The following is a 26,800-nucleotide window of genomic DNA, read 5'->3' as shown; positions in this document are numbered from 1 at the left end:
TTGTGGCTTTTTCTTTTGACCTCAAACGGTAGAACAGATTTTTTTAAGAGTTAGTTAATAACAGGTTAACTTTTAAATGCTACTATTCTATTCATTCTCGATTACATTACTGAAAGGAGAAGTCCATCTCGATGGAAACGACTAAAAAAATAGCAAGCTCGTCGATTAACAAGCTCCCTCAATTAGCCCTTCTGTTCTGGATAATGAAAATCGCTGCGACAACGTTGGGGGAGACCGGAAGCGATTTGATTACCGTGCCTGGATCGGAAGATAATTATTTGACGCCTTTTCTATTCTTTATTGGAATTTTTGTAGTTTTCTTGGTCATTCAATTGTTTGTTAAGGCATATGTACCGCCTGTTTACTGGATTGTTATCTTGTCAACAAGTCTTGCCGGTACGGCGTTTTCCGACTATATGGACCGCTCATTAGGGTTAGGATACATGAAAGGTGCCGGTCTATTAGTCAGTTTGTTGGTCGTCATCTTTATCGTGTGGTACTTCATTGAGCCGAACCTGAATGTTAAGCAAATTGCGACCAAAAGAGTGGAGGTTCTATACTGGATTGCAATTCTCGTCTCCAACACATTAGGGACAGCCGCGGGTGACTTTCTGTCTCATAAGCAGGAAGGGATCGGTAAGCTTGCCGGAGGCGGAAGCTTTATGGAAGAAGGCTTAGGGCTTACGATTGCTCAAGGCGCAATGTTAACCGGTGGACTCATTGTACTCATTCTTCTCGCATTCTGGTTTACGAAGATAAATCGAGTCGTGTTATTCTGGTTAGCCTTCATATTGACCCGTCCATTCGGGGCAACATTCGGAGATTTCTTGATCAAGCCTCACGACAAAGGCGGGCTTGGTCTGCATCATGGTACGCAGATTGCCTCCGGTATTCTGCTGGCGCTTCTCATTATTTGTATTCTTATTGAGTATGCAAAACCAAAAAAATGGCTTAATCGTTCTGATCCGGCAGCGGCCTGATGCCTTTAAGAAAGCGAAAGGTTGTTCTGATATTCAGAACAACCTTTTATAAAACAGTCATTATTCTTCGCTATTTTCGAATCTTCCTCGAATCCTCCTCTTTTTCCTTTTATCCATCCTTTTGATTTGTTCAGCGATCGTGTATCCGATTAGGTAGGCCGCAGCCGAGGTGTTTCCATCCACAGTAAATGGGATAATGGAAGCATCCGCAACAATTAAATTTTTCACCCCATGAACGTGTCCCCTCCGGTCAACGACCCCGCCCTTGCTTAAGGGAGCCATGCGAAGCGAGCTTTGCTGATGATGATTGTGGTCGAAATTTTCTCTAATAAATTGCTCGAGTTCGCTATCGTCATCTATCGTTTCAAGCGTTGGTGAAATGAGGCGGTATGTTGGATCTATGGAGTTTAGTTCAGTAGCTATATCCTTTACATAGATCTTGTAAATGTTTTTTATGGCTTCCATATCACTCGGATTATCGAGAAAGCCTTCATCTGCGAGCACAATTTTAAGCGGGTCTTTGTTTTGGATTCGAATGGAACCGCGACTTTTCGGATGCAGATAAATTAAACCTAACGTTAACGTATCGTCTTCGGAACCAATACCCAGAATCTGAACCGCCCGACGGCGCTTGCCGTCTATTTCCAAAGGGGCAGGCAGGAAAGCGCCTCCGGTATAAAGGGCATTCGGATCATTGGAAGGTAAAGGCCTGTCGTGCGGATTCGATTGAAATACCGCAAAGTTCAGTGTGTGATTTCTTAAGCTTTTCCCCACGTTTGGATTATGAAAGACGCAGCGAATACCGGCTTCCTTCAGTGTTTTTGAGGATCCGATTCCGGATAGCATTAAGAGCTGGGCGCTGTTAATACCCGCTGCAATAATGACTTTTTTCCTTGCGTGCGCGATTATACGCTTACCGCTTTTTAGAAATTCCACTCCGCTAGCTCGCTTATTGGAAAAGATCACTCTTAAAGCAGTCGAATCGGAAAATAATCTTAATTGACGGCCATCTACTCCCCGACCATTCGGGGTTAAGATATCGGAAGACAAAAAAGCAGTGGAAGAGCTTTCTCTTCTGCAATTCGGATTCTGATACAATTGCCATCGGGTAAAGGGGCCAATTGGGGTTCTCGGGTCATTGTAATCGAGAATTTCAGAGAATCCGGTAGCTCGCTCAATTGCGGTAACTACTTTTTTTGCCATGGATGTCGGATTGGCGGGAGCCTGACGAATGTCAATGCGCCCATGATAACCGTGCGCCAAGGTATTATTTGTTTTCCCGTTATATCTTTCAAGTCTTTTAAACCGCTGAACCGCTCGATTTGGAGACCAGAGAGGCCCGAGCAGCCTTTCCCATTCTTTGAATACCTTGCTTGTTGGGCGTACGTATTGTTCCCCGTTTATCGATGAACCGCCTCCCAAGAGACGTCCTGTCGTCCATTCAAACGTTCTATCGTCCAGCCCCGCTTGCGGAACACCTTCTCCTTGCCAGAAATACTGAGGGAAGTATTGTTCCTCCAACTCGGAAGCCATCGTCGAGTCGCTAATCGGTTTATCTTTATCATTGTTTCCGCCTGCTTCCAGAACAAGGACGGATGTTCTTTTATCGTCGGATAAGGTTTTGGCGATGACCGCTCCTGCAGGTCCTGTACCCACTACGATGTAGTCATAGATGAAGTCGCTTCCCATCAAAACTCTCCTTTTACATTAAGGGGCTAATGTAGGATATTAAGATGAGTTGTCTCATGTGTCGAAAAAGCAGCTTACCTTATATTCACAATCAGAATATAATGAAAAACAATTCTAATTTATTGTAAAACAATAAATTTTATGTTAAGGTCATTTTGTGATTAAATTAGCGAGGTGCTTTTATGAAACGGGGAACAACACTCTTTTTGAAGATGGCCGTTATTCTTATTGGAATCCCGGTTCTTGCTTTGTGCATTTTTTTAGTGCCCAAAATCGGGGATTTTGCTGGAGAATCTTATCCGGATCTTGCTTATATAAAGCCTCTCGTTCTAATCGATATGTACGCGGCAGCGATACCTTTTTACTTTGCTTTGTATCAAGCCTTTAAACTTTTAAGCTATATCGATAACAATCAAGCGTTCTCGGAATTATCCGTTAAGGCTTTAAAGAATATAAAATATTGTGGCATCACCATTAGTGTCTTGTACCTGCTAGGTATGCCGCTCTACTATCTCATGGCGCAAAAAGTTGATCCTCCAAGCTTCATGCCAATGGGAACAGCCATTATTTTCGCCTCAATGGTGATCGCCGTTTTTGCAGCCGTTCTCCAAAGGCTGTTACAAGAAGCCATTCGAATAAAATCGGAAAATGATTTAACGGTCTAAGTTTGAAACTCTATCCTTATTCTTATAAGCAGCCAGCGTTCATTTTACGCTGGCTGCTTATTTGTTGAACTATTGGGCAGGGCAGCGTAATAAATATAGTTGAGGAAAGGGTGATCGCTAATATGGATAAAATATTAGAAGCGCTTCTTGAAGGATTTAAGAAGCAGTATTCCAAATCAAAAGCCATTATTCCGCCAAAGGTATATGATGTATCCCCTCAAAGTAAGGAGGAAATATTCGATATGAATTTCCCCGGAGTTTACATTTTTTATGGCCAGACGAGCTATTGCTCCAAAAAAAAGGTGCTTTACTTAGGGGTATCCGGAGCGCAAGGGGGCGTTGGGAAAAAGGTTCAAACTCAACTCGACAAGCTTAAATCGGATTCCGGTTTTCAGAAAAACATGAAAGAGTTGGGGTATGATGGAGCTATTCATTATGACATGGCTAGTTTTTTAGACAGTGCAAAGGCGACAGTTCTACTGGAGGAGATACATATCGTTGAATTTGAAGGGAAAGAAAATCTGAAGCTTGTTGAGAGGTTTCTTAGTATCGAAGAAGAACCTCTTTTTTGCAAAGAGCATATTACAGAGCCCATGAAAGATCGGCATAAACGTTATATAGATGAGTGCCGGGATGAGGTACTCCAAACCGATTAATCAGGAATGGGAAAGATGTCAGGGACAATACAGATATCGTTAGCCGGATTGGGATAAACAGGAATGCGGCTTATTGCCAATCTACTAATTTTTTCCTTTGTATAAGCACAGATCTAGGTGTATAATCCGTTCAGACATCGGAGCGAGAAGTGGGGAAATGGTTATGAACAGCGGATTGGTAAACGCCATTATTGCGTATATCATGTGGGGAGTCCTCCCCCTATATTGGAAATTGTTTAACGACGTGCCTGCGGGAGAGATTCTGTCCCATCGGGTCGTCTGGTCGTTCGTCTTCATGGGTATTCTTGTTGCCGTCCAGCGCCGCTGGGGCGACATGAAGCGGATTGCGTCCAGCCGCACGCTTCTGCTTCCGCTCGCCGCGAGCGGACTGCTGATCGCGGCGAATTGGCTGATCTTCATCTGGGCGGTCAACAACGGTCATGTCGTAGAGACAAGTCTCGGTTATTATTTGAACCCGCTCTTGAACGTTCTGCTGGCGGTTGTCTTCCTTCGCGAGAAGCCCAACCGTGGCCAATGGCTCGCGATTGCCATCGCAGGGTTGGCAGTGCTCATCATTGCCATTGACTACGGGCGGTTCCCGTGGGTCGCGATATCGCTGGCCGCGTCGTTCGGCTTGTACGGCTTAGCGAAGAAAAAGATTGCGCAAGACGCCTCTGTTGGCTTGCTGTCGGAAACGGCAGTCGTCCTGCCCGTCGCGCTTGGTTACTGGATTTACTTGGCTGCCACGGGAAAAACGACGGCATGGACGCTGCCCGCGACCACGTTCGTCGAACTGCTTTTGTCAGGCGTGGTTACGGCGTTGCCGCTGCTCTTCTTTGCGCGGGCTGCCGCTCGCATGGCGTTGTCCACACTTGGATTCGTACAATACATTGGGCCGACGATTATGTTGTTGTTAAGCATATTCATATTCAAGGAATCGGTCTCTCCGGTCCTGCTTGTCGGGTTCGCGCTCATCTGGACATCGCTCATCGTATATGCCGTGGCATCCGTTCGCGGTACGAGACTCGCGAAGGCGAGTTGAGTTTAGGCTAAAAGGCTAAACAGACAACATCCATTAATATAAAACAAACCGGCAGCAGATCAGAGATCCGATGCCGGTTTTTGTTATGCATAGTATGCAAGTGGCCTCTGAATTAAATAGGTAGGATAGGCCCTTGTTCATATATTTATTTAATAGTAAAAAGTAAATAAGCAACTGAAGTGGAGGACATTTACTATGCACATAGTATGGTCGACTTTGTTAATACAAGTTTTGGTATTAGCCGTTATTTTAACTTTTGTTATATGGGGGATAGTTAGAATAATAAAGGTTATAAAGAAGTAGTCGCAATCTGTTTATGAAGAGAAAAGAGCACCCGCCATTCATCGTCGAATGGAGCGGGTGCTCTTTATTTTCAAGGTCTGATTGCTCTGACCGCTCTCGAGATCGAGGTCATTCTTTTTTTACCATTATTATGAAATGGTATATCGAGTTCATAGCTACTTAATAGAATAATCAAATTTATTCTATTATTTTTTAAGTAGGCGGGTTCCAAAAAGTGTATAATTCATGTTAGTTTATGTCGAATTACCGCGCTTTTATGGGGAGGGAAATCAAGGAATGAAATTAAATGCGATCCCCGGTTCCGAACGGGGGCCAATTGCCGTATCCAAGCTGCTTGTTCCAAATGCGGCATCCAATTATGTCGAGCGGCCGAGACTGTCGAGTATTATGGACCGGTCGAACACCTGCCGGCTGACGGTGGTAGCGGCGCCTGCCGGATTCGGCAAAACAACGCTAGTCAGCGGCTGGATCAGTAGGCGGGCGGCTCGCGCAGCCTGGCTGTCGCTTGAACCGGCCGATAATACGTTCGTGCGGTTTTGGAGCTGCGCGGCCGCGGCGATTGACCGGACGATTCCGGGCTTCTACGAAGCGGCGATGCCGATCTTCCTCTCATTCGGCGAGACGTCCGCGGAGTCGGCGATGTCCTTTTTCCTGAATGAGTTAACGGGCCGGATTGCCGAGGAGACGATACTTGTCGTGGACGATTATCATTTCATCGACAATCCGGCCATTCATAATGGTCTTTCTTATTTGCTTGATCATATGCCAGCTGCCCTTCATCTCGTCATCGTCAGCCGAACGGTTCCGCCGCTTCCGCTGTCACGGATGCGGGCGCGGAGACAGGTGCTGGAGCTGGATGGACGTCATCTGCGGTTCACGGCGGATGAAGCGATGGAGCTTCAAAACAAGACGTCGGAGACCAGGCTTACGCATGAAGAAATGACGGAGCTTGACGCCAAAACCGAAGGCTGGGCGGTAGGACTGATTCTGGCCTTTCATTCCTTGGCCGCAACAGGCGGCAACGAGAATTTTCTTCGTTCCTTCGACGGTCATAACCGTTACGTATTTGATTACCTGATCGACGAGGTTATCCATCGTCAGCCGCAGAATGTGCAGAGCTTTTTGCTGCGGACGAGCATTTTGGAGCGCTTTTCCGTATCGCTATGCGATGCGGTGACCGATTGGGCGAACTCCGCTTCCGCGATTGCCTATTTGGAAAAATCGAATCTGTTCGTCAGCCCGCTCGACGATACGCGTACCTGGTATAAGTATCATCATCTTTTTGCGGAGGCGCTCCGGAATCGATTGGACGAAACCTGTGACCAGGCAACAAGAAGCGAGCTTCACCGGAAAGCTCATCGATGGTTCGGAGAACGCGGCTTGTATCGGGAAGCGATCAAGCATGCGCTGGCGGCGGAGGATTTCGATGCGGCCGGTCAGTACATGGAACGGCATTTGCCTGAAATAATCGGAAGCGGAGAAGAGGCTGATCTGCTTCGATGGCTTAGCGAGATGCCGCTCAGAAGCATCGTACGGTTTACGAATCTGTTCTTTTTCCAGGAAAGCGTACAAGCCGCGAAAGGGCGGGCGGCTGAAGCCCGCCGGTACTTGGATCAAGTCACAGCCTTGTTGGATACGGAGCCCGGGCTGATTGAAAGCGAACGGGTAAAGGAAATGCAAGTGCATATCCGGATGTACAGCAACTCGCTTTCCTATTATGAAGGGGATATTGACGGGTTCATCGGACAGTTGAAAAGCAATCTGGATTTATTGGTGCGGCATGGATCGATTGCGAATGTCGTGAATATGGGCGAAGCTCTGCTGTATCGCGGTCCAGTCGGCTTCGGAGGCAGACTGCGCAAAATCGCTTATTTGTCCTCACACGTTTCGGCCGATGAGAAGCTGTCGCTTGTGCTGCATCGGAGCCTGGAGGGCTTGGGCGTGATTTTGCTTGCGGATTTGTTATACGAACTCAATCGCATTGCAGAATCGCGGCTAACCCTTGAAAAGGCGCTATATGGCGGGGCGTTTCCGCGCAATCCCGCGGCTTTGGCGCCTGGATACATCCTGCTGTCCAAAATTTTGCAGGCGGAAGGGCAATTGGATCAGGCCAGGGACGTCATCCTGCGCGCGATTGAAGAGATGAGGGAATGCCGTTCTCCCCGCTGGCAGATGATCGTGGAAGCAAGACTGGCGAGACTGCAGCTTGCCGCGGGAGAAACCGAGGCGGCCGCCGCATGGATTAATGCCCGCCATATTCGAATCATGGAGCGCTCGGATGTGAGCCGCGAATACGAGAACTTTACTTTGGCGCGCGTCTTGATGTCGCAGGGCGAGCTGCGCAAGGCTTTGGGCTGGCTCTCGCGAATTAGCCTGGAAGCGAAACAGGCGGACCGGATTGCAAGCCGAATTGAAGCGCTCCTGCTTCAGGCCTTATGCCACAAGGAGCTGGCGGATTACGCCAGTGCCGCCTCTGCGTTGGCACAAGCCTGCGAATTAGCGCGCCCGGAAGGTTTTATCCGCATTTTCATAGACGAGGGACAAGCATTAACTCCTCTATTCGAGCGGTGGTTAAGCGAAGCTAAGCCGGAGGGAGAGATGGCTGCATACGCGAATCTGCTGCGTGAGAGGATTTCCGAAGGCGGTTGGACTGCTTCGTATACCCGGGCGAAAGAAATCCCAGCCATCAAGTTGACCGAGCGGGAACGGGAAGTATTGCGGAAAATCGGCGAGGGTCTTTCGAACGAAGAAATCGGCCGGCAGCTTTTTCTCTCCACGGGGACGGTCAAGAAGTACGCTTATAACATTTACGAGAAGCTGCAGGTCAAGAATCGGGTGCAGGCCATCTCGAGAGCAAAGGAAATGGGATTGTTGTAAATACCAACTTTAGTTGGTTGAGAGAGCGAAGCCAAGTTCCCTATAATTCTTTTTTAGAAGAAAGATAGGGAGGAATTGGACTTATGTCTCGTATAGGGAAGCTGCTGCTGGCGTTAATACTCGTATGGATGATTAATCCGGGATATTCCCATTGGGCTATGGCCAGCGGTGGAGCGGCTGTGGCTGTGCATAAGCAGATGAAGGCGGGAAACGAATTTACGCTGCTGCTGGACGAAGGAGGCCGTATATGGTCCTGGGGCAATAACGAATACGGAACGCTTGGAGACCGAACCAAGAGAGACCGTCTCACTCCGGATTTAGTAACGGGATTAAGCGAGGTCAAGGGAATCGCGGCCGGAGCTGATTTCGCCCTTGCGCTAAAGATTGACGGTACGGTGTGGGCATGGGGAGACAACTTCTTTGGGCAGCTTGGATTAGGCCACAGCTATGAGCGTAACACGGAGGTGCAAGTCAGCGGGTTAAGCGACGTCAAGACAATTGCGGCGGGAGCGGATCATGCCTTGGCCTTGAAGAATGACGGAACGGTGTGGAGCTGGGGATTAAACGCGAATGGACAACTCGGAGACGGGACCATGGATAACGGATATTTCCCCGCGCAGGTTTCCGGTCTAAGCGATGTTACGGCGATCTTTGCCGGATTCGATCAATCCTTTGCCGTGAAAACCGATGGAACGGTCTGGGCTTGGGGAATGAATAATGATGGACAGCTTGGCACGGGGATAATCAATTATTACCAAGCTGTTCCAATGAAAGTCCAAGGTTTAAGCGATGTCGTGGCGATCGCAGGGGGCGGCAACCATACTATTGCGTTAAAAAACGACGGAACGGTGTGGGCATGGGGAGATAACGGTTATGGTCAGCTTGGAAACAACGGAATAACGGATAACACGAGTTTCCCCGTACAGGTAACCGGTTTGGATCACGTGAAGTCGATTGCCGCAGGACGATTCCATTCCTTGGCGGTAAAGAACGACGGTACCGTCTGGTCATGGGGGCTTAATAGCTACGGGGAGCTCGGAGACGGAACCAATACCAATCGCGACTTGCCGGTGGAAGTGACGGGATTAACGGATATAACGGAAGTTTCATCCATGGTTAACCACAATGTTGCTTTAAAAAAGGACGGCACAGTATGGGGATGGGGAGCAAATTACGAAGGTCAGCTTGGTGACGGGTCCACCGGGGACCAGTCTATTCCGACGCAGGCTTTAATAATAAATCCTCAATTAGGAGGTCTTGATCTATCCGACGGCCGTTTGAGCCCGTCACTTTCTTCCGAGGTGAATGAATATAGGGTAGTTGTGGCCAAAGGAAAAAGCGGAATTACGGTGACGCCAAGAGAGGCCAACGCGAGTGCAACGGCAAGCATGTACAATGCATCGGGCTTGCTCGCTGCGGGTCCCTTCGGACTGACTAACGATACCGCTTCGGATTTGCTTCCTCTAGCGAGTGGTGACAACCGGCTTGAAATTACGCTGACTCCGCAATGGGGACCGGTTAAGACGTATATCCTAACCGTCATTCAAGCTAACGATAACGCTGAATTGAACAATCTGGAGATTACGGGCGGAACGCTGTCAGCCGCTCCTTCGCCAGCCGTGAACGCCTACACGGCGGACGTGGCGAATTCCATTGCATCCGTCAAAGTAAAGCCAACCGCAGCGGATGCAGCCGCGACGATTACGGTGAATGGCAAGCCGGTAGCAAGCGGAGCAGATTCGGAGGATATTCCGCTCAGTGTCGGCAATAACACGATTTTGGTGGTTACGACGGCGCAGGACGGTATAACGAAGAAAACCTATACCATTAACGTCACTCGGGCTTCCGCGCCATCGAGGCCCTCTCTGTCCGGTAATGCAAGGTTAGGCGGTATCACCTTATCCAGCGGAGAGCTTACGCCGGCCTTCTCATCCTCGATACAAGAGTATCGGACGACAGTACCTGATGACGTCGATAAATTAGTGATTACCCCCATAGCCGAGCATTCGCAAGCAACCATTCGCCTTAACGGAAAGTTGGTACCCGGAGGCGAAGCCAGCCAGCCGATCATTCTTGCAGTCGGAGAGACGACAATCGAGATTGCGGTGACGGCTGCAGACGGAACGGTTGCCGATTATCGAATAGTCGTTACGAGAACTCCCCAGCCATGTGTCAATGACGGATCACGACTATCCGATATTGCCGGTCATTGGTCGGAAACGTTTGTGAAGCAAGCAGCATGCGCGGGTATCGCCGGAGGGTATCCGGACGGGACATTCAAGCCCAACGCGCCGATTACGAGAGCGGAATTTCTCGTCATGCTCATGAACGCAATTCGAGCGGAATTAACTAGGGCGGCTACGGTGAATGTGTTTGCCGATCAAGCGGAAATACAGGCATGGGCGGTGCCGGCCATCGGTATGGCCTATGCAAAAGGAATTGCGCAAGGTTACCCGGATGGAACGATTCGTCCAAACGCTCGGATTAACCGCGCGGAAATGGCAACCCTGGCCGCGAGGGCGTTCGATATCCCGTTAACAGCCGGGGACGCCGGATTTGCGGATGACTCCGGCATACCGGAATGGGCGACCGGAGCGGTTCATGCACTCAAGGAGCAGGGAGTTCTGAATGGCAAAGGAAACGGCATGTTTCATGCTGAAGCCGAGGCGACAAGATCGGAAGCTGTTGTGGTGATTCTGAAGCTACACCGGTTAAGAACATCGGATGAATAAAAAAGGAGGGGATAAGGTTCCGTCATTTGCGGATGACAAGAATCTTATCCCCTTCCTCGCTCACACAAACGATACATCGGATTCGTCGTTGAATTCTTCCTCCAGCACCTCGACCGGTACCGTCTGCTCTTCTTCCGGCGTGGCCGTCGGGTGAATTCTCGCCGTGCCTGCCCCTACATTAACATGCTCGATAAAAACGGGGACGCCGAAATACGATACGATAATCATATCCGGAGAATCGGCGATCTCCTTCGCTCTAAACGCTTCCACAGTCCATCACCTCTTGCAAAGTATTTACCTTGTCTAGGTTGTTTATCCGCCGGTTCGCATCGAACAAAAACACGATATTCTCCGAACAAATTGCTTCTTTTCATTCGAAAAAATCCCGCTGCGAAACAATTACCCTCCCCTCTGAAAACAACTGTCGGTTACGGCCGAACTCCCCTTTCGATAAAATGAAAGCGTATACGACGAAGTCGAGAGGGAGATTATGATGAACTTTGACTTAAATATCGTTCCGTTCAGTCGGAGAGACTCGTTCCTGGCGGTCTCGATTCTGCCTGAAGCCCAAGATAGAGAACAAGGTCTGTACCTGCGCACCGTTCGCGGCGGCGATGATAAATTCGGCGAGGCTTTTCATGTCGCCATGCTGGATGAAGGCGGCCAAGCCGTACCGTTCAACTCGGCAGCCTCGCCTGAGCGGGTGAAGCTGGCATCGGAATGCGGCTTAACGGCCGAGATCTGCATTTCCGACAGCCGGACGTTCCGCGTCCGGACAAGCGGCTGCGGAATCCGATTAACGTTCCGTACATCCGCCTATGATTACGCGTTTCAAGAGTCGCCCGGCAGATGGGAGGTCAACAGCTTCACCCATGAATGCCGGTTCAGGCTTACGGCGCTTGTCGGAGAGCTGCGGATGGAAGTGCCATGGGATAAAATCAAAAGCACTTACGTGATCGCCGACTTCCTGCCGTACCGGGCAACAGGGCAATCCGAATTCGCTATCGAAGAATTCCGGACCGTATTAGAGCCGCGGGCTGCCTGGAAGCCGTTCGATGATATCGTAAATGAAGTGAAGGAAGAGTTTAGCCAGTGGCTGAATAACAGCTTGTCGATGCCCGAACGCTGGGAAGATAGCCGTGCTCTTGCTTCCTATATTACCTGGTCCTGCCTTGTTCCGGCGGAAGGATGCCTGACGCGTCCCGCTATGTATATGTCGAAGAACTGGATGACGAATATTTGGAGCTGGGATCACTGCTTTAACGCCATGGCGCTCGTACGCCACGATCCGAAGCTGGCTTGGGATCAGTTCATGATCTTCTTCGACCGCCAGGATGAGAGCGGGCTTATCCCGGATTTCATCAACGATAAGTATGCGTTATGGAATTGCAACAAACCGCCTATTCACGGATGGACGCTTGCTTGGATGATGGCGCGAACGGATTTTATCCAAGAGGAGCAGCTGGCTGAGGTATACGGGCCTTTATCCAAATGGACAAATTGGTGGTTCCGGTACCGCGATAATGATGGCGACGGCATACCGCAATACAATCACGGCAATGACTCCGGATGGGATAACAGTACGGCGTTTAACAACGGCATTCCCGTCGAAAGCCCGGATTTGGCGGCTTTTCTAATTATTCAATCGGAGGTATTGGCCGGCATCGCGGAGCGGCTTGGAAAAGCGGAAGAGGCGGTCGGATGGCGGAAGCTTGCCGAGGACACACTAGAAAAAATGATTGCCCATTTCTGGGACAACGGAAGGTTTGCGTCCTGCCGCTCCGGTACTCACGAGAAGTCGGAAGGAGACAGTCTGCTCCTGTTCGTACCGATTCTATTGGGCAGCCGTCTGCCTGAAGATATCCGTGCTGCTCTGCTGCGGGGATTGAGAGAAGAGGGCAGATTTTTAACGGTTAACGGCTGGGCGACGGAAAGTCTCGATAGTCCCTTCTATCTTTCCGATGGTTACTGGCGGGGTCCGATCTGGGCGCCATCAACCATGCTTTTAGTTGAAGGCGCTGCCGCGGCAGGAGACAGAGAGCTTGCGGAAACCGTCTCGAGGCGGTTCTGCGCGATGCTTGACCGGAGCGGGATGGCTGAGAATTTCGACGCGGTTACGGGAGAAGGATTGCGGGATCGCGCATTCACTTGGACGTCCAGCGTATTTCTGATCTTGGGAAATGAATATACAACTTAATGGCTTGATCGCACTTCTTCACCGTCTTAAAAAGACTGGCGAGGAAGTGCTTTTGACGTTTGGGGACCAATGACATTGTTTGTCGGAATGGTCCATGCTACAATTCAGATGATTTTTGCAAGCAGCAGCACGGAGGGCATCCCTATGAACGATTTACTGAAACGGCTTCGCATTCGCCTTCAGCCAAGCGCTTACCGGAGCATTCGCACCAAATTTCTCGTCAGTTTTCTTATTGTTACGATTATCCCGCTGCTATCGCTTGGCGCCATGTCCTATTACCAATCGGCGAAGGTTATCAATTCTCAGTTCGGCAAATACGGAGAGAACGCCGTAGCGCAGCTGGAGCAGCAGACGAGCTCCTATTTGAACCGGATGAATCAGACGACGGAGACGATTTATACGTATTTGCTTGATCCCGCGTGGGCTGACTTAGGAGATCAGCCTCCTTCAACCTATAGCGATATCATGGATAAAAATGATTTGGAGTCGCTTTTGAAAGCGCTTAAAACCGATCGGACGACCGGCATTTATATCATTACTCGTACCGGCTATTATTATGGGGAAAATAATCTGGACGTATCCAAGCTGACGGCCATTCCCGCATGGCATACGATGCCGGATTCCCAATCGGGCAAATATTGGCTTGGGTTCTACCCCCAGAGCCACGGAATGAACGATACGGCTGATGCCGGCATGCCGGTTCTGGGCTTGGCCGTATCGATTAATAATCCCTATGGAGCCCTGAAAGGAAGCAAAATTCTAATCGAAGAGAATGCCGAAGAGCTGCTTCATATGTTCAAGCTGTTCGAGAACGATACGAAGGCGCATCTTCGAATCAATGACTCAAGCGGAAGGGTTATCTACGAAACGGCGGGTGCTTTTGCTTCGCAGTCAAGCGATATTGTCTGGAACAAAACCATAGCCGTAAACGGGTGGAACATAGAATCAAGGCTGCCTGCCGCATCGTTCTATCGTTCCTCCGGCATTATCAGGTCGAACACGATAATCGTGGCAACGGCTTCTTGTCTTTTGGCATTTGGACTCGCTTATTTGTTCTCATCCCGTTTCACCGTGCGGATCCGCCGGCTCAGAGACGCAATGCAGAAGGTCAGCTTCGGCAAGCTGCATACGAGAACGCAGGTGGAAGCGAAGGACGAGCTGGGCGTTCTCGATATCAGCTTTAACAATATGGTAAGCGGCATACAGACGTTAGTCGGCGAGATTGAACAAAGCGAGAGGCTTAAGAAGGAAGCGGAGCTCAAAGCCTTTCACTATCAGATCAATCCCCATCTGTTGTTCAATACGCTGAACTCGATTCAATGGAAGGCAAGACTGCAGGGAGCGGAGGACATTCGCCAGATGCTATACCATCTGACCAAGGTGCTGGAGGGCAATCTGGATATCTCGCAGGAGATGATTCCCCTCGGGAGTGAGCTGAAGATTATTGAGCATTACCTCAAAGTCCAGGAAATACGTTATGGCCCCGTGTTTACGTACAAGCTGGAATGCGAAGAGCAGCTTAAGCGCTATTTGATTCCCCGTATGACACTGCAGCCGTTATTCGAAAATATTTTTTTCCATGGGTTCGAGGATGGTCAAGGAGAGATTGGGTTAACCATTCGCGAAGCAGGCAATCATCTGCGGCTTATCCTGTCCGATAATGGAGCGGGCATTCCCGCAGCGAAGCTGGAACGTCTTCTTTTGCCGAATACGGAGAAGCGCAAGGGCAGGGGAGGGCTTGGCGTGCAGAACGCGAATCAGAAGTTCAAGCTGCATTTTGGACCACAGTTCGGGTTAAACGTACAATCGATTCATGGGGAAGGGACCACCATCATCATCGAATGGCCCAAGAAGGAGGAGAATCCGCATGGAAACGGAAACAGCGATTAAAGTATTGATTGCAGACGACGAGAGTATTGTCCGCAAAGGACTCCGTTCGACCGTACCTTGGGAGAAATACGGAATGGAAGTGGTCTCGGATGCCCCGAACGGGCGCAAAGCTTGGGAAGCTTTTCTGGAACACCAGCCCCAGGTCGTCATCACGGATATCGTGATGCCCGAGATGGACGGCATAGAATTATCTCGGAAAGTGAAAGAAACAGCTCCCGATACCAAAATCATTCTGCTCAGCTGCCATAGGGACTTCGAATACGCGCAGCAGGGCATGAAGCTTGGCGCATCCGGTTATTTGCTAAAAACGGCATTCGAGGATGAAGAGCTGGAGGAAATGCTCGCGAAATTCCAAAGAGAGTTCGCGGCAGCTTCGGAATCAGCGGCTGTGAAAGACAAGGAAACCGATCAAGGAGAGCGACTTAGCACTCTTCTATATGCTTGGCTGAACGGACACAATGATAAGTTTATCGGCGAAATGGAGAAGCGTTCCGGCGAGGACCGGTCCTTTAACGATGAGCCCGTCTATATCTATTTGATTAAAACCTTGGGCTGCGAATGCTCATGGCCGGATCTACTTAAGCAAGGCACCTCTCATGATCAGCAGCTTTGTACCGGTATGCTCATTCCGTATGGGGAGGAGCGCTGTTATTGCATGCTGCCGAAATCTAAGGCAAATGCTATGGAGAGCTTGCTGGTGGAGCATAAAAGCGAGCTTGCGAAGCTGCAGTGGACGAGAAGAGGACCGCTCTCGGACACGGAAGAAAGATTGGAAGCCTTTCTTGCGCTTCATAAGGAGGCCGAATTGGAGAAGGCTTATAATGTATCGAAATCGGATTGGCCGGAAGCCATTTGGCGCGCCGTCAAGCTGCTTCACGACAATCCGTCCGCCGAATGGTCCGTCAGCGATGTGGCAAGGCAGGTCGGTCTCAGCCGGAGCCATTTCTCGATTCTGTTCAAGAAAGCGGTCGGGGACAGCTTTGTCGCTTTTCAATACAAACGGAAGCTTAGGCTGGCTACGGGATTATTAAGAGATACCCATCTTACAATGCAGGAAATTGCCGAGCGCACGGGGCTTGGCGACAGCAAATATTTCAGCAAATGGTTCAAGCGGTGCACGGGGGAGACGCCAAGCCGCTACCGCGCCGAACAAAAAGACAACAGGCATCTAACAGATGACCACCCGCCTTCGTAATCGAACAAAAACACGGAAACAATCGAATAGTTATCGGTTTTGAACCGCTTTCATTTTCGTTATGATGAAAGCGGTTCAATTATTATATATCTCATTTTTCAAAAGGGGAGCTGCCAGAAATGAAAAAGAAACTAACCTTTATTCTTCTGACAACTGTAGTGTCGATGGCTGCGCTGACGGCATGCGGCGGCAATAATGAAAGCTCGGGCGGCAATTCGGCGCAGTCCGCGGGCGGCAAAGGTTCCGCCGATGTGAAGAAGCTTCGGTTCGCGACATGGGATACAGGCGACGCGCTTAAGATCGAGCAGGATATCGCGAAGAAATTCGAAGCCGATCATCCCGGAACGCAGGTGCAGGTAGAAGCCTACGCGGATGGCTTTGACCAGAAGCTCGCGGCGGGCTTTGGCGCTACGAATCCACCGGATGTGATGTACATGTGGGACTTCCCAACGTATCACCGGTCGCTTGAGCCTCTTAACAGCTACGCGGACGGCGATAAGGATCTGAATAAGGATGATTTCTACAGCGGTTTGTTCAACTATGCGACTATAGAAAACAATCTCTACGGCATTCCGGCAGGCTTTACGACTCGCGTGGTCTACTACAACAAAAAGATGTTTGACGATGCGGGCATCGCGTATCCGAAGGATGGCTGGACATGGGATGATTTTCAGTCCGCCGCGCAGAAGCTGACGGATAAATCGAAGAAGCAATACGGCTTTGGCGTACGCGCGGAGAACGATACGTATGATCTGCAAGGCTTTGTATGGAGCAACGGCGGATCTTATATCTCGGATGACGGCAAAACGATCGACGGCTTTATGAACAGCAAGGAAACAGCCGGCGCCATCCAAATGTTTGGCGATATGCTGAAGAACGGCTCGGCTGTATTGACGGGCGGCAAAGGGCAGCAAAGCGGAGAGGATATTTTCAAAGGCGGAAAAATCGCCATGTGGGAAAGCGGCATCTGGCCGCTCGAATCCTTCAAGCAAGCAGGCATTGACGTAGGCACGGTAGAGATGCCGGCCTTCCCGGGCAAGCCGGTAAAAGGCGTCGTCGCCGAATCTGCCCTGTCCATTGCCAAGGATTCCAAGCAGAAGGAACTGGCTTGGGAATTTATCAAATATTACGTGTCGAGCGAAGCCATCAAGATGCGCGTAGCCGACTTGCCGGTACGGGTAAGCGTAGTAAGCGAGTTGAAAAAGGATCAGGATCCTCTATACAAGCCTTACTATACGATGCTGGAACGCTCGGACAATACCCCCGCCTTCCTTCTTAACGACAAGTGGAATGAAGTGAACCGTCAGCTGTCCGCCGCGGTTGAAGCGGTCGTGCACGGCAGCAATGCGCAGGATGCGCTTAATCAAGCCGTGAAGGACAGCGAGCGGTATTTGAAATAACATTACAGCTTTGGAAAGAAGGTTAGGAGATGGCTCAGACCTACTCGCAGACAGCAGGGAACAACGCGGCCAGCTTCACGCCTAGAAGAAAACGCAGATGGGGTGGGGCTGCGCCCTACCTCTTCATCTTCCCGTGGATCTTCGGATTCCTCGTTTTCACGCTAGGCCCGTTATTGTTCTCGCTTATTATTTCGTTTTTTGATTGGCCGATCGTAGGCCAGATGCATTTCATCGGTCTTGGAAACTACAAATCCATGTTTACGGATGATCCGTTATTCTGGAAGTCGCTAGGCGTAACGCTTAAGTTTGCCGCGCTGTTTGTTCCTTTCAACATTATCGTCGCGCTGGGGCTTGCCATTCTGCTCAATCAGAACACGCGCGGCACGGCTATTTTCCGAACCGCCTTCTATCTGCCTTCCGTTATTTCCGGCGTTGCTCTAGCGATGATCTGGTCCTGGGTGTACAGCGGCGATTACGGCATCTTGAATTATTTTCTCTCGATTCTTGGCGTGCAAGGTCCGGACTGGCTGAACGATACCAAATGGTCCATGGTTGCGATGGTTGTCGCCAGCCTTTGGGGACAAGGCTCCATGATGCTCGTCTTTCTCGCCGGGCTTAAGGGAATTCCGAAGGATCTATATGAATCGGCTTCACTGGACGGAGCGGGGAAAATCAGGCAGTTCTTCAGCGTGACGGTTCCCATGCTAAGCCCGACCATTCTATTTAACTTGATTACTTCCATTATCGCGGCCTTCCAGCAGCTCACTCTCGCTTTGCTCTTGACGGGCGGCGGGCCGATGAAAGCCACTTACTTCTACGCGATGTACATGTACGAGAATGCGTTCAAATATTACAAAATGGGTTATTCCGCAGCTAACGCATGGTTTATGTTCCTTATCGTGCTTACGTTGACCTTCCTGGTATTCAAGTCTTCCGAGGCGTGGGTGTTCTATGAAGGCGAGATGAAGCGCAAGCCGCAGAAGAAAACGAAAGCTGGCGGAAAGGGGAAAACCGCATGAAAAAGCTATTTATCTATGCGTTATTGATCTGCTGCTCGCTGCTGTTCGCCGCGCCGTTGTTCTGGGCAGTGACCACGGCGCTTAAGTCGCAAGCCGAGCTGTACCTTTTTCCGCCGAAATGGATTCCTTCCGCACTCCAATTCAGCAACTTCTCGGATGCATGGACGATACAGCCCTTCAACTTATTTTTGAAAAACACGGTTATCGTGACGCTGTTGTCAACGATCGGCCAGCTGGTATCCTGTACGCTTGTGGCTTACGGCTTCGCAAGATTCGAATTCAAGGGACGCAATCTGTTGTTTCTTGTCGTGCTGGCGACGATGATGATTCCTTGGGAAGTGACGATGATTCCGCAATACATGGAGTTTAACTACCTGGGCTGGATCAATACGCTTAAGCCGCTTATTGTTCCGTCATGGTTCGGGTCGGCCTATTTCATCTTCCTGCTCAGACAATTTATTCTTACGCTTCCACGCGAGCTGGATGAAGCGGCAACGATTGACGGAGCGAACAAGTTCGGCATTCTTGCCCGAATCATCGTGCCGCTTATGGGGCCGCCGCTTATTCTGGTCGGAGTGTTTCAAGTGATGAACTGCTGGAACGATTACCTGGGACCGCTGATTTTCCTTAATGATCAGTCGAAATATACGCTTACGCTTGGCTTGTCGCAGTTCAAGGGGATGTTTGGCGTCGATATGCAGTCCATTATGGCGATTACCTGTCTGATCTCGATTCCGCCGCTTGCCGTATTTTTCTTCGCGCAGCGTTATATTGTAGGCGGAATCGCCAATACGGGGATTAAATAAACAGAGAGCTTTGCGATTCGGGAGGAGAAGCATCATGACAAACAAGACAATCGAACGGGATTGGGACAATCTGGCGGTGCTGGAGCGCAACCGGGCGAAAAGCCGGGCGTATTTCATCCCTTTTTCTGATATAGAAGGCGCTTTGAGCTATGACAGGGGGAGCTCCCCTTGGTTCAAATCCTTAAACGGCAACTGGAAGTTTCATTACTCGAAAGGGCCAGAATGGGCGCCGGAAGCCTTTTTTGAAGAGAGCTATGACGTGTCCGGCTGGGACGAGATTCAGGTTCCGGGTCACTGGCAGCTGAAGGGCTACGGCCATCCGCATTACACGGATCTGTATTATCCGTTTCCGGTCAATCCTCCCCATGTGCCTAACGATAATCCGACAGGCAGCTATGTGCGGGAGTTTGAGCTTCCTCCGTATTGGGACGGAAGAAAGCTGGCGGTCAAGTTTGACGGCGTAGACAGCGCCTTCCATGTATGGGTGAACGGCGAGTTCGTCGGTTACAGCCAAGGAAGCCGATTAACGTCGGAGTTTGATTTGACGCCTTATGCGAAAGCCGGAATTAACCGCATGGCCGTCCGGGTTTATCAATGGTCGGACGGCTCCTACCTGGAAGATCAGGATATGTGGTATATGAGCGGTATTTTCCGGGATGTATATCTAGTTTCCGAGCCATCCTCCATCCGTCTTGCAGACTACCGGATCGTGACCGAGCTGGACTCGCAGTATTGCGATGCAAACCTGTCCGTAAAAATAGAGTTAAGCGGAGACAACCTGCAAGGGGAAATCAGATTGAACCTGCTGGATCAGGAAGGCAATGCGGTTGCATCCGCGGTTAATCCGATCGATTCGGCAAGCCAAGATCAAGCTTGTACTGAATTCGCGATGCTGGTAACAAAGCCTGCGCTGTGGAGCGCCGAATCGCCGGCACTGTATCATTTAACGATCAGCATTGTCGATCAGCATGACCATGTGTTGGAGACGGTTGCCCAACGGGTAGGCTTCCGCAAGATTGAAGTGAAGGACGGCCAGTTTTTGGTGAATGGTAAAGCCATTCTGCTTAAAGGCGTGAACCGGCATGACCATCACCCGGATACGGGACGTACGGTTACGCTGTCCACGATGATTCAAGATGTCATGATGATGAAGCAGCATAATATTAATGCGGTGAGAACCGCGCATTATCCGAATGATCCCCGGTTCTATGACGTTTGCGATGAATACGGGCTGTATGTGATGGAAGAAGCGGATTTGGAGACTCACGGATTCGAGCCGCTTGGCAATATCTCTCGTTTAAGCGATGATCCCGCCTGGCGGGACGCGTATGTCGACCGGATCCGCCGCATGGTCGAACGCGATAAGAACCATCCATCCGTCTTGTTCTGGTCGCTTGGCAACGAATCCGGCTTTGGCTGCAATTTCAGGGCGATGTCGGAATGGTGCAAGCAGGCTGATCCGACCCGTCTCATTCATTATGAAGAAGACCGGGAAGCGGAAGTATGCGACGTGGTGAGCACGATGTATTCCTCCGTGGAGAAAATGGAAGGCTTCGGACAGCTGGTTGATCATCCCAAACCGCATATCCTATGCGAATTTGCTCATGCGATGGGGAACGGACCGGGAGGGCTCAAGACATATTTCGATACCTTTGATGCTTACCGAAGATTGCAGGGCGGCTTCGTGTGGGAATGGATTGACCACGGCATCTCCCGGAAGACGGCTGACGGAAAAGGCGATTACGCCTATGGCGGAGACTACGGCGATGAACCGAATAACGGCAACTTCGTCATCGACGGCCTTGTTCGTCCCGACCGGACGCCTTCACCGGGACTTATCGAATACAAGAAGATAATCGAGCCTGTAAGGGTTGAATATCTGTCGAATCATCGTATACGCGTCGTTAACCGGTACGATTTTATTACGCTGGATCATCTTCACGCGGATTGGAGCGTGATTGCAGACGGACGTACGGTTCAAAGCGGTGTTCTGGCGCTGCCTCCGATTGGACCGGGCGAAAGCGCGGAGCTGGACGTTCCTGTTCGGACGGATGCGCAGCTTTCCCATTTAGATTCTGGTGCCGAGCGGTGGTTGAACATCGGTTTCTCGCTTGCGGCAGATTGCAGCTGGGGAGAGCGGGGACATGAGCTCGCCTGGGCGCAGCTTGCGCTTGAAGCTGCAGAGAGGAACGCCTCGGCGGCAGCTGTAAATCTGCCTATTCGAAGCTTATCCTGCTCGGAGGAAGGACGAGAAATTATTCTTGAAAATGATTTATTCCAAATAGCCTTTGACTCCCGTCAATCCGGCATCCGCTCGCTTCGAATGAACGGACAAGAGCTTGTGAACAAAGGGCCGCGCCTTAACTTCTGGAGGGCGCCGATTGATAACGACATGTATGTCCTGCCCGATTGGCGCAAGGCGCATCTGGATAAGCTGTCGGAGCGTATCGATGGATGCCAGTGGGAACGGCTTGATGAAGGGACTGTTCGGGTCAGCTGGATCTCCCGCATAGCGCCGCCGGTGCATGATTGGGGCTTCCGCTGCGAAACCGTCTATACCGTAACGGGCTCAGGATTAATAACGATTGATATTCACGGGGTTCCGGAAGGCAAGCCGCCAGCTATGCTGCCTAAGATTGGGCTCCAAATGGAGCTCCCTCCGTCTATGGATAACGTCAAATGGTATGGCCGCGGACCGGGAGAAAATTATTCCGACAGCAAGGAAGCTGGACGTTTCGGCGTGTATAGCAAAACGGTAGACGAGCTGTTTACCTCTTATATTTATCCGCAGGAAAACGGCAACCGCACGGATGTCCGCTGGGTATCGGTGACGGACGGCGGCGGTATCGGGTTGCTTGCCGTAGGCGAGCCAACGCTTGAATTCAGCGCCCGAAGATATGCGGATGCCGATCTGGAAGCGGCAAGGCATGCCAGCGATCTTGTTCCGCGGGATTTCATTACGCTGAACCTGGATTATCGGCAGAATGGCCTTGGCAGCAATAGCTGCGGGCCGGCGCAAGCACCGGATTGCATGGTTACGCCTGACGAATTCCGTTTCCGGGTGCTATTAAAGCCTTACCTTTCCGAGGATTCCGCTCCGGAGCGACTCAGTCATCAGATGAGATTGGAAGCGAAGCGCGGCCTTTCCACTCTCGGAAAGGAGTAGGAGATGTCGGACTATTTCCGGGGATTATTGCGTCTGCCCTCAGGCGTTCGCCGCTTCCTGATGACCGAGTCTTTGTACGGTATCGGGATCGGATTGTATTCGCTTGTCCTTAATTTGCATTTATTGTCCAAAGGATTAAAGGAAGATCAGGTTGGCGCTTTAGTATCCGTTGGCATCCTGATTATGGGGATACTGGCTATCCCCGTATCCTTGCTCGCCAATCGGTACGGCCGCAAAAAGCTGCTCGTTACCGGCATCTTGTTTATTGCGGCAGGCAATGTCCTGTATGCCTTTACCGGCGAACTTGCTTACTTCTACCTGGCTCAAGTACTTGTCTCTATCGGATTAACGCTGGTAGAGACGACGGAGGTACAGCTTCTGTTCCATTATTGCACGTCCCGCAGGGATGAGATGCGAGCGTTCTCCCTGATGTTTGCGGTCTTTACGGCCTTCACGGGAGCGGGTACTTTAATCGCGGGTTATTTGCCTAGCGAAGCAACAAGCGGAGAAGGCTATCGGACAGCGCTGCTTCTTGCCGGCCTGGTGTTTGTCATTCATGGAATTGTCCGCGGCTTGATCCTTCCGGCAGAGAGCGGCTCCACTCCCCCTAAGGAGAATAGATGGGATGATAGTAGTAACCGTGAGATGGTGTCCGGTTGGAAAAAGAAGCTTCCTAGCTCCAAGCTATGGCTGTTCGCCGTCTTTATGGCTTTACTAGGAGGAGCGCTTGCGATTACGGGATCATTCCTCAATGTGATCGTCAAATACCGGCTGGACTGGATGGACGATAATGTCTCTTTGCTGCTTGCAATAGCGGGAGTTGTTCTCTTCGTAAGCTCTTTGCTTACTCCCTATATCATGGAGCGGTTTGGCCCGCATACGGCAATTATTTCTGTTTTCGTTATGAATATGGTTATTTTCGCGGCTCTTTTCTGGTCCATGCCGGTATGGCTGTTTATGGTCTTGTTCCTTATCCGCGGAGGCGGGGTGACCATGCTTTCCAATTTGGTAGACAGTAAATTAATGTCCGCCCTTAAGGAAAAGGAGAGAAACCTCTTCGCCGGGATGCGTTCGGTCTTCCGCAGCGTAGGTTCTTCCATTGCCGCTTATTTGGCAGGATTGATTTTGGCCGGTGCGGACTACCGGATGCCCTTCCTCATAACGGCTGTTGTGCTCGGCGCCGGGTTGTTATGTTATATAAAGTGGATTCGTCCGCTTCTGGATTAAATTATAAAAACAAAGAAAAACCTTTGATAATCGAAGGTTTTTCTTTGTTTTTATAAGAGTGATATTTTGGTTCCAACATATTACCAATTTAAACTATGGGAGTTATAATAAATAGAGCTAATTAATAGAGTTAATTTAAACTATTACAGAAATGGACAGAGGCCGTCATGAAAAACTTATCACGAAAATCGATGTTTTTGCTTATCCTTGCTATGCTCTTTCAATTGGGGCTGGGGAATTATTTGATGCCCAGCACATTCGCCGCCGCCGCGGATCCCGTCATAACCGCAACTCCGGGTTCGGCTTCATTCGTGGCAGGAGACAACACGGCCTCTACACCGGTTATTATCGACTCCGGTCTAACGGTCACTGATGGGGTTAGTACTACGCTAGAAAGTGCAACTGTTGCCATTACGGGCAACTTCCATGCCGGAGAAGATGTTCTGGGGTTCATCAACGACGGGGCGACCATGGGTAATATTTCAGCCAGTTATAATGCAGCAACGGGCTTGCTAACGCTGACGTCTGCGGGCGCAACAGCAACGTTGGCGCAATGGCAAAGCGCATTGCGTTCCGTTGCTTATACAAATACCGCCATCTGGCCAAATACGGCAACGCGTACAATCAGCTTCAGTGCCATTGACGGGGCAAGCAATACTAGCAACACAACAACAAGGACCGTTACGGTAACAGCGACGGACCAGACGCCGATCGTGACCGTAACTGGCGGGACAACTGCTTACATATCCGGAACATCTGCTGTTACTATTGACCCCGGTGTGACGGTGTCCGATCTGGACAACATGACGCAGTCCAGCGCCACGGTAATCATCACGAACAGTTTCCATTCTGGCGATACACTTGTTTTTATCAATACCAGCTCGATCTTATACGGCAATATTGTTGCAAGTTATAATACAGCCACAGGCGTGCTCACGCTGGTGTCCGCAGGCGCAACGGCGACTTTGGCGCAGTGGTCCAATGCCTTGAGTTCGGTTACGTTTGCGACAGTGAGTATGGCGACAGGGAACCGTACGATCAGCTACATGGTAAGTGATGGTACAAAAACCAGTGCTGCTTCTACGAATACCGTCAATGTGATTGGGCTCCCAACCTTGACCGCGAGCAGCGGTTCGGCTTCATTCGTGGCCGGAGATAACACGATCTCGACACCGGTTGTTATCGACTCCGGTCTAACGGTTACAGACGGAACTAGTACTACGCTTGAAAGCTCGACCGTGGGCATCACCGGTAACTTCCAACCTGGGGAAGATGTATTGGCTTTTACCAACGACGGAACGACCATGGGGAACATTACGGCTTCTTATAATGCAGCAACGGGAGTGCTGAAGCTGACCTCTGCGGGCGCAACAGCAACGTTGGCGCAATGGCAAAGCGCATTGCGTTCCGTTGCTTATACGGATACGGCCATAACGCCAAATACGGCAACGCGTGCAATCAGCTTCAGCGCAGTCGATGGGGCAGGCAATACCAGCAATACAACAACGAGGACCGTTACCGTAGCGGCAACGAACCAGACGCCTGTCGTATCGTTGAGCAGCGGTCCGGCCATTTTCAGGACCGGTGATCTATTAACTTCTACTCCGGTCGCTATCGACAACGGTCTTACGATAAACGATTTGGACAACGCAACGCTAGCAAGCGCAACGGTTAACGTCTCGAGCCATTACAGTGATCAAGAGGATGTACTGGCATTCGCGAACGACAATGCGTCGGCATACGGCAATATTACGGCCAGTTATTCGAGCGCAAGCGGCGAGTTGACGATGACTTCCGCGGGAGCTGCAGCAACCTTAGCCCAATGGCAGAACGCTTTACGCGCGGTGACCTACAATAACATAGCGGCGACACCGGATACCGCGGCTCGCACGATTAGCTTCACCGTAAACGATGGAACAAGCAACAGTAACAGGGTAACGAAGAGCATGACTTTGATCGCATTAAGCAGCTTAAGCGCTAGTACGAATGCAATAAGCGTTCTGGCAGGGCAAACGGCGACTACAGCCATTACGGCCAAGTATTCGGATCTGACCCAGGCGGATGTGACTTCAAACGTATCTTGGTCTGTTCGGAATTCCGCAATCGCCAGCGTCTCAAACGGAACAATTACAGGTCTTCAGGCAGGCAGCACGGTTATCACCGCCGTCTACGGAACCCGATCCATAGACATAAACGTGACCGTAAGCAGTGTCTCCATCTCGGGCCCTGTAACGAACCCGGCTGCGAAGATCTTCTACGATTTCGTGTCTATGGACCGGCTTAAAGCTTCCATACAAAATGCCTTAAATGCCGGGAATTCTGCATCATTCCAAGATACGGCGTCCCATTGGGCTTCCAAAGATCTCTCGCTTGGCGCTAAGCTGGGCATCATTAACGGTTATCCGGACGGCAGCTTTAGACCGGATGCCTCCGTTACGAGAGCCGAATTTAGTACGCTTGTCGTTAAAGCATTTGCTTTGCGTTTGGAAAACGGCGGGAAAGAGTTCGAAGATACCCAGACCTCCTGGGCACGAGATTCCATTGGAATTCTTGCCTATTACGGGGTTATCAGCGGCTACCCGGATGGAACATTCCATCCTGACCAAAAGATTACGCGTGCCGAGATGGTTGCTATTCTCTCGAAAATATTAATCCTGCAAAGCAATTCCGGTGAAGCCAATACCTTCATTGACGTAACACCACAGTATTGGGCTAAAGCGATTATTGAAGAAGCTGCGGCAGCAGGGATTATTCAAGGCAAAGGAGAGAACCGATTCGCGCCGAACGATAACCTTACGAGGGCTGAAGCTTTAACGGTTATCCTGCGCGTGATGAAAAAAGATCCGGTTATTTCAGGTCTGCTCGTTTAGGAAGATGATAAGGGCAATCTCTCAGGTTAACGACCCGGTGTCTCCGTTACGATCTCACCTTCCGGGCCCATGATCATCACGACTTC

17 protein-coding genes are annotated in these 26,800 nt (G+C 50.4%); 15 read left to right on the top strand and 2 right to left on the bottom strand.

The features are described 5' to 3' along the window. Window positions 1-131: 131 nt before the first annotated feature. Complete coding sequence (locus PGL01S_RS18750) at window positions 132-980, top strand: COG4705 family protein (protein ID WP_127496110.1); 849 nt, start codon at window positions 132-134, stop codon at window positions 978-980. A gap of 60 nt (window positions 981-1,040) precedes the next feature. Here the strand turns inward: PGL01S_RS18750 and PGL01S_RS18745 are convergent, their stop codons facing one another. Beyond that, window positions 1,041-2,669 carry a GMC family oxidoreductase gene (locus PGL01S_RS18745; RefSeq protein WP_127496109.1) on the bottom strand — a complete coding sequence of 543 codons (1,629 nt, stop codon included), beginning with the start codon at window positions 2,667-2,669 and terminating at the stop codon, window positions 1,041-1,043. A gap of 182 nt (window positions 2,670-2,851) precedes the next feature. Here PGL01S_RS18745 and PGL01S_RS18740 point away from each other — a divergent pair, with 182 nt between their 5' ends. The 5 genes from PGL01S_RS18740 (at window position 2,852) to PGL01S_RS18720 (ending at window position 10,944) form a co-directional block, all read left to right on the top strand. Further along, on the top strand, window positions 2,852-3,334 hold the full coding sequence (locus tag PGL01S_RS18740) for a DUF2975 domain-containing protein (protein WP_127496108.1): 483 nt from the start codon (window positions 2,852-2,854) through the stop codon (window positions 3,332-3,334). A gap of 122 nt (window positions 3,335-3,456) precedes the next feature. Continuing rightward, a complete protein-coding gene (locus PGL01S_RS18735) occupies window positions 3,457-3,990 on the top strand; it encodes a hypothetical protein (protein ID WP_127496107.1) in 534 nt (177 codons plus the stop codon). Window positions 3,991-4,153: 163 nt separating this feature from the next. Next, window positions 4,154-5,032, top strand: coding sequence for an EamA family transporter RarD (gene rarD / locus PGL01S_RS18730; RefSeq protein ID WP_127496106.1), 879 nt, complete (start codon window positions 4,154-4,156; stop codon window positions 5,030-5,032). A gap of 579 nt (window positions 5,033-5,611) precedes the next feature. After that, a complete protein-coding gene (locus PGL01S_RS18725) occupies window positions 5,612-8,212 on the top strand; it encodes a winged helix-turn-helix domain-containing protein (protein ID WP_164775509.1) in 2,601 nt (866 codons plus the stop codon). A gap of 83 nt (window positions 8,213-8,295) precedes the next feature. Further along, complete coding sequence (locus PGL01S_RS18720; protein ID WP_127496104.1) at window positions 8,296-10,944, top strand: RCC1 domain-containing protein; 2,649 nt, start codon at window positions 8,296-8,298, stop codon at window positions 10,942-10,944. Between the two features lie 60 nt (window positions 10,945-11,004). On the opposite strand, the gene PGL01S_RS18715 is transcribed toward PGL01S_RS18720, so the two are convergent. Continuing rightward, a complete protein-coding gene (locus tag PGL01S_RS18715; RefSeq protein ID WP_127496103.1) occupies window positions 11,005-11,214 on the bottom strand; it encodes an H-type small acid-soluble spore protein in 210 nt (69 codons plus the stop codon). Window positions 11,215-11,437: 223 nt separating this feature from the next. On the opposite strand from PGL01S_RS18715, the gene PGL01S_RS18710 reads away from it, so the two are divergent. The 9 genes from PGL01S_RS18710 to PGL01S_RS18670 all read left to right on the top strand — a co-directional run bounded on the left by PGL01S_RS18710 (window position 11,438) and on the right by PGL01S_RS18670 (window position 26,714). Continuing rightward, window positions 11,438-13,141, top strand: coding sequence for an amylo-alpha-1,6-glucosidase (locus PGL01S_RS18710; protein ID WP_127496117.1), 1,704 nt, complete (start codon window positions 11,438-11,440; stop codon window positions 13,139-13,141). A 144-nt stretch (window positions 13,142-13,285) separates the two neighbouring features. Further along, complete coding sequence (locus PGL01S_RS18705) at window positions 13,286-15,031, top strand: sensor histidine kinase (RefSeq protein ID WP_127496102.1); 1,746 nt, start codon at window positions 13,286-13,288, stop codon at window positions 15,029-15,031. Beyond that, window positions 15,009-16,226 carry a response regulator transcription factor gene (locus PGL01S_RS18700; RefSeq protein ID WP_127496101.1) on the top strand — a complete coding sequence of 406 codons (1,218 nt, stop codon included), beginning with the start codon at window positions 15,009-15,011 and terminating at the stop codon, window positions 16,224-16,226. Before PGL01S_RS18705 ends, PGL01S_RS18700 begins: the two co-directional genes overlap by 23 nt. A gap of 119 nt (window positions 16,227-16,345) precedes the next feature. Further along, window positions 16,346-17,626 carry an ABC transporter substrate-binding protein gene (locus PGL01S_RS18695; protein ID WP_127496100.1) on the top strand — a complete coding sequence of 427 codons (1,281 nt, stop codon included), beginning with the start codon at window positions 16,346-16,348 and terminating at the stop codon, window positions 17,624-17,626. Between the two features lie 29 nt (window positions 17,627-17,655). After that, on the top strand, window positions 17,656-18,645 hold the full coding sequence (locus PGL01S_RS18690; RefSeq protein WP_127496099.1) for a carbohydrate ABC transporter permease: 990 nt from the start codon (window positions 17,656-17,658) through the stop codon (window positions 18,643-18,645). Then, window positions 18,642-19,451 carry a carbohydrate ABC transporter permease gene (locus PGL01S_RS18685; protein ID WP_127496098.1) on the top strand — a complete coding sequence of 270 codons (810 nt, stop codon included), beginning with the start codon at window positions 18,642-18,644 and terminating at the stop codon, window positions 19,449-19,451. The genes PGL01S_RS18690 and PGL01S_RS18685 overlap by 4 nt, the downstream gene beginning before the upstream one ends. Before the next feature lie 34 nt (window positions 19,452-19,485). After that, the gene (gene lacZ / locus PGL01S_RS18680) at window positions 19,486-22,617 is read left to right on the top strand and encodes a beta-galactosidase, LacZ type (RefSeq protein WP_127496097.1); all 3,132 of its coding nucleotides are present in this window, start codon (window positions 19,486-19,488) and stop codon (window positions 22,615-22,617) included. A gap of 3 nt (window positions 22,618-22,620) precedes the next feature. Continuing rightward, window positions 22,621-23,844 carry an MFS transporter gene (locus PGL01S_RS18675; RefSeq protein WP_127496096.1) on the top strand — a complete coding sequence of 408 codons (1,224 nt, stop codon included), beginning with the start codon at window positions 22,621-22,623 and terminating at the stop codon, window positions 23,842-23,844. A gap of 245 nt (window positions 23,845-24,089) precedes the next feature. Continuing rightward, window positions 24,090-26,714 (top strand): S-layer homology domain-containing protein, encoded by a 2,625-nt coding sequence (locus PGL01S_RS18670; protein ID WP_164775508.1) that lies wholly within the window; start codon window positions 24,090-24,092, stop codon window positions 26,712-26,714. Window positions 26,715-26,800: the final 86 nt, after the last annotated feature.

It is taken from the genome of Paenibacillus glycanilyticus NBRC 16618 (assembly GCF_004000805.1).
Lineage (GTDB): Bacteria > Bacillota > Bacilli > Paenibacillales > Paenibacillaceae > Pristimantibacillus > Pristimantibacillus glycanilyticus.
This window is presented reverse-complemented; position numbering and strand designations above follow the sequence as displayed.

Bases quoted from the DNA above. Each gene is read 5' to 3' on its own strand.
- PGL01S_RS18750 (WP_127496110.1), top strand. From the start codon at position 132: ATGGAAACGACTAAAAAAATAGCAAGCTCGTCGATTAACAAGCTCCCT.
- PGL01S_RS18720 (WP_127496104.1), top strand. From the start codon at position 8,296: ATGTCTCGTATAGGGAAGCTGCTGCTGGCGTTAATACTCGTATGGATG.
- PGL01S_RS18675 (WP_127496096.1), top strand. From the start codon at position 22,621: ATGTCGGACTATTTCCGGGGATTATTGCGTCTGCCCTCAGGCGTTCGC.
- PGL01S_RS18705 (WP_127496102.1), top strand. From the start codon at position 13,286: ATGAACGATTTACTGAAACGGCTTCGCATTCGCCTTCAGCCAAGCGCT.
- PGL01S_RS18700 (WP_127496101.1), top strand. From the start codon at position 15,009: ATGGAAACGGAAACAGCGATTAAAGTATTGATTGCAGACGACGAGAGT.
- PGL01S_RS18725 (WP_164775509.1), top strand. From the start codon at position 5,612: ATGAAATTAAATGCGATCCCCGGTTCCGAACGGGGGCCAATTGCCGTA.
- lacZ (WP_127496097.1), top strand. From the start codon at position 19,486: ATGACAAACAAGACAATCGAACGGGATTGGGACAATCTGGCGGTGCTG.
- PGL01S_RS18670 (WP_164775508.1), top strand. From the start codon at position 24,090: ATGCCCAGCACATTCGCCGCCGCCGCGGATCCCGTCATAACCGCAACT.
- PGL01S_RS18710 (WP_127496117.1), top strand. From the start codon at position 11,438: ATGAACTTTGACTTAAATATCGTTCCGTTCAGTCGGAGAGACTCGTTC.
- rarD (WP_127496106.1), top strand. From the start codon at position 4,154: ATGAACAGCGGATTGGTAAACGCCATTATTGCGTATATCATGTGGGGA.
- PGL01S_RS18690 (WP_127496099.1), top strand. From the start codon at position 17,656: ATGGCTCAGACCTACTCGCAGACAGCAGGGAACAACGCGGCCAGCTTC.
- PGL01S_RS18695 (WP_127496100.1), top strand. From the start codon at position 16,346: ATGAAAAAGAAACTAACCTTTATTCTTCTGACAACTGTAGTGTCGATG.
- PGL01S_RS18740 (WP_127496108.1), top strand. From the start codon at position 2,852: ATGAAACGGGGAACAACACTCTTTTTGAAGATGGCCGTTATTCTTATT.
- PGL01S_RS18735 (WP_127496107.1), top strand. From the start codon at position 3,457: ATGGATAAAATATTAGAAGCGCTTCTTGAAGGATTTAAGAAGCAGTAT.
- PGL01S_RS18745 (WP_127496109.1), bottom strand. From the start codon at position 2,669: ATGGGAAGCGACTTCATCTATGACTACATCGTAGTGGGTACAGGACCT.
- PGL01S_RS18685 (WP_127496098.1), top strand. From the start codon at position 18,642: ATGAAAAAGCTATTTATCTATGCGTTATTGATCTGCTGCTCGCTGCTG.